The sequence below is a fragment of the Thalassospira mesophila genome, from assembly GCF_002115755.1.
GTDB classification, from domain to species: Bacteria; Pseudomonadota; Alphaproteobacteria; order Rhodospirillales; family Thalassospiraceae; genus Thalassospira; species Thalassospira mesophila.
Map to the genome: position 1 here is coordinate 356,078 of NZ_JFKA01000003.1, position 8,865 is coordinate 364,942.

The 8,865-nt window shown below is 55.4% G+C and carries 6 protein-coding genes; all 6 read left to right on the forward strand.

Annotation, left to right across the window (positions count from 1 at the left end):
* Nucleotides 1–61: 61 nt before the first annotated feature.
* Nucleotides 62–1,075 (forward strand): Fe(3+) ABC transporter substrate-binding protein, encoded by a 1,014-nt coding sequence (locus TMES_RS09560; protein WP_085581836.1) that lies wholly within the window; start codon nt 62–64, stop codon nt 1,073–1,075.
* Nucleotides 1,076–1,089: 14 nt separating this feature from the next.
* Complete coding sequence (locus TMES_RS09565; RefSeq protein WP_143589597.1) at nt 1,090–2,826, forward strand: ABC transporter permease; 1,737 nt, start codon at nt 1,090–1,092, stop codon at nt 2,824–2,826.
* Nucleotides 2,827–2,925: 99 nt separating this feature from the next.
* Nucleotides 2,926–4,257, forward strand: a complete 1,332-nt coding sequence (locus TMES_RS09570) for a molybdopterin molybdotransferase MoeA (RefSeq protein WP_085581838.1) — start codon at nt 2,926–2,928, stop codon at nt 4,255–4,257.
* Between the two features lie 135 nt (nt 4,258–4,392).
* A complete protein-coding gene (locus TMES_RS09575) occupies nt 4,393–5,964 on the forward strand; it encodes an MBL fold metallo-hydrolase (RefSeq protein WP_085581839.1) in 1,572 nt (523 codons plus the stop codon).
* Nucleotides 5,965–6,379: 415 nt separating this feature from the next.
* Complete coding sequence (locus TMES_RS09580) at nt 6,380–7,597, forward strand: glycosyltransferase family protein (RefSeq protein ID WP_085581840.1); 1,218 nt, start codon at nt 6,380–6,382, stop codon at nt 7,595–7,597.
* Nucleotides 7,594–8,865 (forward strand): glycosyltransferase family 4 protein, encoded by a 1,272-nt coding sequence (locus TMES_RS09585; RefSeq protein ID WP_085581841.1) that lies wholly within the window; start codon nt 7,594–7,596, stop codon nt 8,863–8,865. Before TMES_RS09580 ends, TMES_RS09585 begins: the two co-directional genes overlap by 4 nt.

Below are 8,865 nucleotides of genomic sequence, written 5' to 3' on the forward strand. Positions count from 1 at the left end.
TCGCGCCTTGCGAATGTTTTTCATTCCTATTGTCATTATTGGAACGATCAGGAGACCCTTCATGAACCTGCGAAAATTCATCCTTGGGCTGGCGCTGACAACGGTTTCGTTCTCTGTCGCCCAGGCCGCGCAGGAAGTGAATGTCTATTCATTGCGCCAGCCGTTTTTGATCAAGCCGATGTTTCAGAAATTCACCGAAGAAACCGGTATTCGCGTTAATACCCTGTTCTCGCAAAGCGGGCTGGTTGAACGGGTCAAGCATGAAGGCCGCAACAGCCCGGCTGATTTGCTGTTAACCGTGGATATTGGCCGTATTCAGGATGCGGTGGATGCCGGTGTGACGCGGCCTTTGACCAGCGACATTATCGAACAAAACATACCGGCCCAATACCGCGACAAGGATGCGCAGTGGGTGGGGCTGACAACACGGGCGCGCGTGATTTACACATCGCTTGACCGTCTGGAAGCCGACGCGATTGAACGTTACGAAGACCTGGCCGATCCGAAATGGAAAGGGCGCATTTGCATTCGTTCGGGCATGCATGTTTATAACATCGCCCTTGTTGCCTCGATGATTGCCCATCATGGGCCGGAAGATGCCAAAAAATGGCTGACCGGGTTAAAGGATAATCTGGCGCGCAAACCGCAGGGGGCCGATATTGACCAGATCGAAGCGGTTTCGCAGGGTGTGTGCGACGTTGCGATTGGTAATTCGTATTATTACGGCAAAATGCTGGATGACCCGAACAAGGCCGATGCCGCCAAACAGGTGCGCATTGTGTTCCCCAATCAGAAAGACCGGGGCACACATGTGAATATTTCCGGTGTCGCCCTGATGGAAAATGCGCCGAACCGCGAAAACGCGATCAAACTGGTTGAGTTTTTGTCGGGCGATGAAGCCCAGCACATGTATGCCGAAGTCAATTTTGAATATCCGGTAAAGCCAGGTGTTGAATGGTCGGAAATGGTTGCATCCTGGGGCCAGTTCAAGGCCGATCAATTGCCGTTGAACGACGTGGCCAGCTTGCGCGGTGATGCCATTCGCATGATCGACGAAGTTGGTTTTAACGAATAAAGCATCGGTGCAAATTGGCAGTTAAACAGGATATTCGCGGCACCGGGCCCAGCGAAACAATTGATCCCTTGCGACAGCGCCCGCTGGTGCGCTCCATGCGGTGGTGGCCGCAAGGGCAATCGTCATGGTGGCTGGGCGGGGCAATGCTGATTGCGTTGCTGGTGGCTGCCCCGATTGTGGCGGTGGTTTATCTGGCATTGTTTCCCACTGAAAATATCTGGCCGCATCTGGCATCGACCATGCTGCCCCGGTATTTGTCCAATACCTTTGTTCTGATGCTGGGTGTTGGTATTGGCGTAACCCTGATCGGGGTGTCATCGGCCTGGGTTGTGACCATGTGCCGCCTGCCGGGCAAACGGTTTTTTGAATGGGCCATGCTGCTGCCGATGGCGGTTCCGGCCTATATTGTGGCCTATGTTTATACCGATTTGCTGGAATATGCCGGGCCGGTGCAGGGCACATTGCGGGTATGGTTCGGGTTTCAAAGTGCGCGCGATTACTGGTTCCCCGATATTCGCACCAAGGGCGGTGCGATTGTGGTGCTAAGCCTGACATTGTACCCCTATGTTTACATGCTGGCGCGCGCCGCATTTTTATCGCAATCGGTGTGTGTGCTTGAAGCCGCCCGGGTGCTGGGCCGGGGGCCGTGGAATGCCTTTGTTACCGTGGCCTTGCCATTGGCACGCCCGGCAATTGTGGTGGGTGTGATTATTGCGCTGATGGAAACGCTGAACGATTTTGGCACCATCGACTTTTTTGCCGTGCATACCTTAACAGCGGGTATTTTTAATGTCTGGCTGGGCATGGGCAATGCCGGTGGGGCGGCGCAAATTGCGCTAACCATGCTGGCGGTTGTTCTGGTGCTGATTGTGGCGGAACGCTATTCCCGCCGTCGCCAGCGTTTCCACGATACCACATCGCGGTTTCAGGAATTGCCGGGCTATGAACTGGCACTGGGGGCCAAAATTGCCGGGTTGCTGATTTGCAGCCTGCCAATTGTGCTGGGGTTTGTTATTCCCGCAGTGGTGCTGGTTTATTATTCGGTGGGGTATTTCGACCAATCCTGGACCCGAGACTTTTTTGAATTTGCCCGCAACAGCCTGATGGTGTCGGGCCTGGCAACCGTTATGGCGGTGGGCGGTGCATTGTTTTTGGCCTATGCCCTGCGCCTGTTTCCCAAACCGGCTTTGCGCGCCTGTATTCGGCTGGCATCGGTGGGCTATGCTGTGCCGGGGGCTGTTTTGGCGATTGGCGTTCTGGTGCCGTTTGCCGGGCTGGATAACGCCATTGATGGCTTTATGCGCGATCATTTCGGTGTTTCAACCGGTCTGATGTTAAGCGGCACAATTTTCGCCATTGTTTTTGCCTATAGCGTGCGGTTTATGGCGGTTTCCTATGGCTCGATCGAGGCTGCCTTGGGTAAGGTCCGCCCCAGTATGGATGATGCAGCGCGCACATTGGGCGAAACCCCGTTTGGCACCTTGAAGCGGGTGCATTTCCCTCTGATGCGGGGCGGTATTTTGGCCGCCTGTGTGCTGGTGTTTGTTGATTCAATGAAAGAATTGCCCGCAACCCTGATTTTGCGGCCGTTTAATTTTGATACGCTGGCAACCCACGTTTACCAGTATGCCAAGGATGAAATGATCGAACAGGCGGCTCTGGGTGCGTTGACCATTGTTGTGGTTGGGGTTATTCCCGTTGTGATGCTGAGCCGGGCCATTTCCCGCTCGCGGCCGGGGCATGGCGGATAATCGCGTTATTGTGGGCAGCTTAACCTAAGTCATTGTTTCGGGGGCGTGGGTCGCGCTATCACAGACCAAATTTGGTTTTCACATCGCTAGGTGGCAGATATGGCCGACAAACCCGTATTTTTCGTTTCCGGTACTGCGGCAAATTTAAATGTTGCTTCTGCTAATGGCCCGCAGCCCGGTTTGACGCCAATTCACGTTGCGCTTGCGCTGGCATGTAAGCAAACACCTGTTTTTGCAGCAACCCGAACCCGAAGCCTGACCGATTGTTACGGGGCAATTTTGCGTGAAGACGTGATCGCAGCGGTCAATGTGCCCTCGGTTGATAATTCGGCGATGGATGGTTATGCGCTGCGCCTGGACGATATTGCCGCCATGCCCGATACAGGCCCGCTTAGCATACCGGTTGGTGGTGTGTCGCTGGCGGGGCATCCGTTTGAAGGTAATATTCCTGTCGGGCGCGCCATTCGCATTGCGACGGGGGCTGCGATCCCGGCAGGGGGGGATGCGGTTATCATTCAGGAAAATGTCACGGTGAATGCCGATGAAAGCGAAATTCGCATTGAACGCGATGCGGTAAACCGCCTGCGCCGTGGTGACAATATTCGCCGTGCGGGCGAGGACGTAAAGGCTGGCACCGTTGTGCTGGCGGCGGGTAAAAGACTGCGCCCGCAAGATGTTGCGGTGGCGGCAGGGCAGGGCAAAGACAGCCTGGTTGTAACGCAGCCATTGCGGGTGGCGGTTTTTTCGACAGGTGATGAATTGGCGGTTCCAGGCGGGGCATTGCCACCGGGTGGCATTTATGACAGCAACCGCTTTGCCATGATTGGCATGATGCGTGCCATTGGCTGCGAAGTTACCGACCTTGGCCTGCTGCGCGATGATTTTGATGTGTTGCAAACAGCCCTTGGCGATGCCGCCCAAAACCACGATGTTATTTTAACATCAGGCGGGGTGTCGGTCGGCAAGGCCGATTTGCTTAAACCGGTGGTCGACAGCATTGGCGAAATTCACGCGTGGAAGCTGGCAATCAAGCCCGGAAAGCCGCTGATGCGCGGCAAAATTGGCAATTGTCTGGTGCTGGGGCTGCCTGGCAACCCGGTATCGGTGATGGTTTCGGGCCTGTTGTTTGCCGTGCCGTTATTGTTGCACATGATGGGCGCACGCGGTGAAGATTGCACCGCCGTGCGGTTTAATGTGCCCGCCGGGTTTGCCCTGAAACGCGGAACCGGGCGGCGCGAATGGCTGCGTGCCCGTTTGCACCGCAATGGCAACGGAGAACTGGTTGCACTGCCGTTTCGCTCCAGCAGCTCGGGGGTTTTATCCTCGATGGTCTGGGCCGAAGGTTTGATTGAACTGGCCGAAGACCGGGCCAGTGTCGGGCAGGGTGATCTGGTGGAATATATTCCCTTTGCCGGTTTGCAAGCCTTCTAGGTTTTGGACCCGAACGCGCCTTTGCGGAAGTTCGGCTTTTTGCAATAAATCGCCCAACTGATCCATATCATTGAAGTCAGGTGGCCTGCGCCCGCATTGTTGTATGGCAATCGGGCAATGCGCAAGGAGGCTTTGATGACCCTGTCAGTAACGTTCTGTGGCGCGGCGGGAGGTGTAACAGGTTCGTGCTATCTGTTACGCACCCCGGCAGGAAATTTTTTAATTGATTGCGGCATGTTTCAGGGCAGCAAAACGGTCAAGGAGCTAAATTACGGTCCTTTTCCGTTTGATGCCCGTGATATACGGGCTGTTTTGCTAACCCATGCTCATATCGATCATTCCGGCCTTATTCCCAAGCTGGTCAAGGCGGGGTTTGTCGGGGTGGTTTTTGCCACCCAGCCCACCTGCGATCTTTTAACCTATATGCTCCCTGATTCCGGCTATATTCAGGAAACAGAAGTTGAACGGTTAAACCGCCGCAATGCCCGGCGCGGCCGCCCGCTGGTGGAGCCAATCTATACCCGCGAGGATGCCGAAACCGCATTGCAACGGCTGCGGGCGGTTGAATATCACGAATGGATCGAAATTGCCCCGGGCTTTGAGGTTCGCTATTGGGATGCCGGGCATATTCTGGGATCGGCATCAATTGAAGTCCGCATTGACGGCGAGCCGGGGCACAAAACCCGCCATCTGCTGTTTTCTGGCGATATTGGCACCGGCGAGGCCGTTTTTAACGATGCCCCCGAAGGGCCGGCAGACGTTGATTATCTGTTTGTTGAAACCACCTATGGCGACCGCGAACGAGCCGATATGTCGGCAAATGAACGCCGCACCATGCTGGCCAACGAGGTGCGCGAGGCCCTGATTGCGGGCGGGAACCTTGTTATTCCCAGTTTTGCCGTGGCGCGCACCCAGGAATTGCTGGTAGATCTGGCGGCGTTGTTTAATAGCGGGCAATTGCCCAAGGCCGATGTGTTTATTGATAGCCCGCTGGCGCAGCGTGCAACCGAAGTGTTTGCGCGCTATCTCGATCATGACGATGCCCGCGCCCTGAACCATCCCAATTTTCATATGGTTCCCGATGTTGAAGCCAGCATTCAACTGGCCCGGGTCAAAAGCGGGGCCATTATTGTTTCCGCCAGTGGCATGTGCGATGCCGGACGGGTTCGCTATCATTTAAAAAACAATTTGTGGCGTCCTGAATGCACGGTGCTGCTGGTTGGTTATCAGGCGGCCGGATCGATGGGGCGTATTTTGCTGTCGGGGGCAAAAAATGTTCGTATCCATGGCGATCCCATCCATGTTCGCGCCCGGGTTCGAAACCTTGATATTTATTCGGGCCATGCCGATCAGCAAACATTGCTGGCATGGGTCAAGGCGCGCTTGCCTGTGCATCGGGCCATTTTCCTGACCCATGGTGAAAACCCGGCCAGAACCACGTTTCGCGATTTGCTGGCAGCAAATGATGTGCCAGCCAAACTGTTGTCGTTGCCGTCACTTGATGAAACGGTGGTTTTGCGCCGTGGCAAGGAACACCAGCCACCGATTGCCCGGCGTCTGGGGGCCGATGCGATGTCGCGGGAAGACTGGCATAACGATTATGCCCGCACATTAACCGCTCTTTCCGAAAAGCTGACTGACGTCTCGACCAACAAGGAACGGGAAAAATTGCTGGCCAAACTGGCAAGTGTTATCGACCGGGCATAGTTTTACCGGGAAAACTGTTTTTGCCATTGCGATTTAGGGGAACTGAAACTGGTGCGCGCGCCATGGGTGGGGGCAGGTTGCGGGCTGGCAACTGCCCCTTGGCAGTTGGTTGATATTTGCGCGGCACAACCACAGGTAAGGGCGTGCTAAAATTGTTATAAAGGCCAAGCTGGCGGCATTGGCGGGATTTGACAGGTTTTTATTCCCGATGCGGGCAGGGAAGGTGTTTGTGATGGTTGCATCTGTCTGAAATCTGTTAACTATAGGACAGATTTGCTTGTCATTATTTCAATTCCTGTCACCCTTGCAAAAAAGAGGCGGCGGGAGGTTCTGGGATATGGGCGATTTACACCGGCAAGGTTTTTGCCGCAACGGCGACCATGTCTCTGGGGGCATCTGAATTGCGGACGGTATTATGTCTTTAAAGGGCGCACGCGGCTACCGTGTACTGATTTACAGTCACGACACATTCGGTCTTGGTCATTTGCGGCGTTGCCGCACCATTGCGCATGCTTTGGTCGAAAATCGCGACGATGTTTCGGTTTTGATCCTGTCGGGATCGCCGATTATTGGCAGTTTTGAATTTCGTTCACGGGTGGACTTTGTTCGCATACCGGGCGTGATCAAACTGTCGAACGGCGAATATACATCGCTTAATCTTGATATCGACGTTGAACAGATGCTGGCAATGCGTGAATCAATCATTCAGCATACCGCCGATGTTTTTGACCCCGATCTGTTCATTGTTGACAAGGAACCACTCGGCCTGCGTGGCGAGGTGGAGCCGACATTGAAGCTGCTTAAAGACCGCCAGACCCGACTGGTTTTAGGCCTCCGTGATGTGATGGACGACCCGGAAACCCTGCGCGAAGAATGGCTGCGCAAAAACTGCGCGCCCGCGCTGGCAAATTATTACGACGACATCTGGGTTTATGGCCTGCGCGAGATTTGTAATCCGCTTGCCGGTATCGACCTGGCCCCCGGTGTTGAAGAAAAAATGACCTATACCGGGTATTTGCCGCGCACCGCCACCCGCAAACCAGCCCCCGAACACGGGTCGCTGGGGCTTGATGAACCTTATTTTCTGGTTACCACCGGCGGTGGCGGCGACGGGGTTAACCTGGTTGACTGGGTGATTAGCGCCTATGAAGCCGATCCCGATATTCCCATGCCGTCCCTTGTGGTTTTGGGGCCGTTTATGGCACCTGCCGATCAGCAGAAATTTATGGAACGGGCCGAAACCATCGACAAACTGTCGTTGATTACGTTCGACGCCAACGTTGAAATGCTGATGTCACGCTCAAGCGGCGTGATTGCCATGGGTGGCTATAACACCTTCTGTGAAATTCTGTCGTTTGATAAACCATCCATTATTGTGCCGCGCACCGTGCCCCGGCTTGAACAATATGTACGGGCATCGCAGGCCGAAAAGCTTGGCCTGGTTCGGATGCTGACCGAAGAAGGTGGGCGCCCGCCGCTTGAAATGGCGCAGGCCTTGCGCGGGTTGGCTGCCCAGCCATCGCCATCCAGTGTGACGGTGCCCGGTTTGATGGGCGGCCTTGATACGGTGTCGTCAATGGTCGAACAGTGGTTGCCACGCGAAATTATTGATGCAGAGTACGCAACGGCATGACTTCCGCCAATCTTGCGGCTGTTGACCATATTGCTATTGTCGTTAAGGGCTATCCGCGCCTGTCTGAAACCTTTATTGCCCAGGAAATTCTGGGTATTCAGCAGGCGGGAATTCCCTATCGCATCGTTTCGCTGCGCCATCCAACAGATAAAAAACGCCACCCGATTCATCAGCGTATTACCGGCCCGGTCGATTATTTGCCCGAATATTTGCACGATGCACCGCTGCGCGTGCTGGCCGGGTGGTGGAAAGCCCGCAAAATGCCGGGTTACAAAGCCGCAATTGCCGCCTGGCGGCGCGATTTTCGCCGCGACCCGACCCGCAATCGCCTGCGCCGGTTGGGGCAGGCGATGGTGATGGCGGCCGAACTGCCCGCTGATATCACCCGGATTTACGCCCATTTTTTGCATACACCGGCATCGGTTGCGCGGTACGGCGCAATGATGCGGCAATTGCCGTGGTGCTGTTCGGCACACGCCAAGGATATTTATACCAGCCCCGATTGGGAAATGCGCGAAAAGCTGGCTGATATGGACTGGCTGGTGACCTGTACGCGCGCCAATGTTGACCATTTGCGCGCCCTGGCCGATGACCCGGCAAAGGTGAATCTGCTCTATCACGGGCTGGATTTTTCGCGTTTTCCCGAACAATTGCCAAACCGGCCCATGCGGGCCGGCGATGATGCGGCTGATCCCGTTATTATCCTGTCGGTCGGGCGTCTGGTTGGCAAAAAGGGCTATGACGACCTGTTAAAGGCACTGGCGAAATTGCCGCAAAACCTGCAGTGGCGGTTTGTCCATATTGGCGGTGGCAATGGTGCAAAATATGCGGCCCTTGCCAATGAATTGGGCATTGCCGATCGCTGTGACTGGCAAGGCCCGCGCGATCAGGCCGAGGTCATAACCGCCTGCCAGAACGCCGATTTGTTTGTGCTGGCCAGCCGCATTGAAAAAGACGGTGACCGCGACGGGTTGCCCAATGTGCTGATGGAAGCACAGCTTTGCGGGCTTGCTGCCGTTTCAACCCATATTTCCGCCATTCCCGAGTTGATCCGCGACGGGGTGAACGGGCGGTTGGTGCCAGAACGCGATCCCGATGCATTATCGGCAGTGCTGGCTGAAATGATTGCGGACCCGGCGGCGCGCGACAAAATGGGCAAGGCAGGAAATGCCATTGTCCGACAGGATTTTTCCTTTCATGCGGGCATGCGCGAACTGGGCCACCGGTTTGGCGTTGATCAGGACGCGCCTGCATCCAGGCAGGAGTAA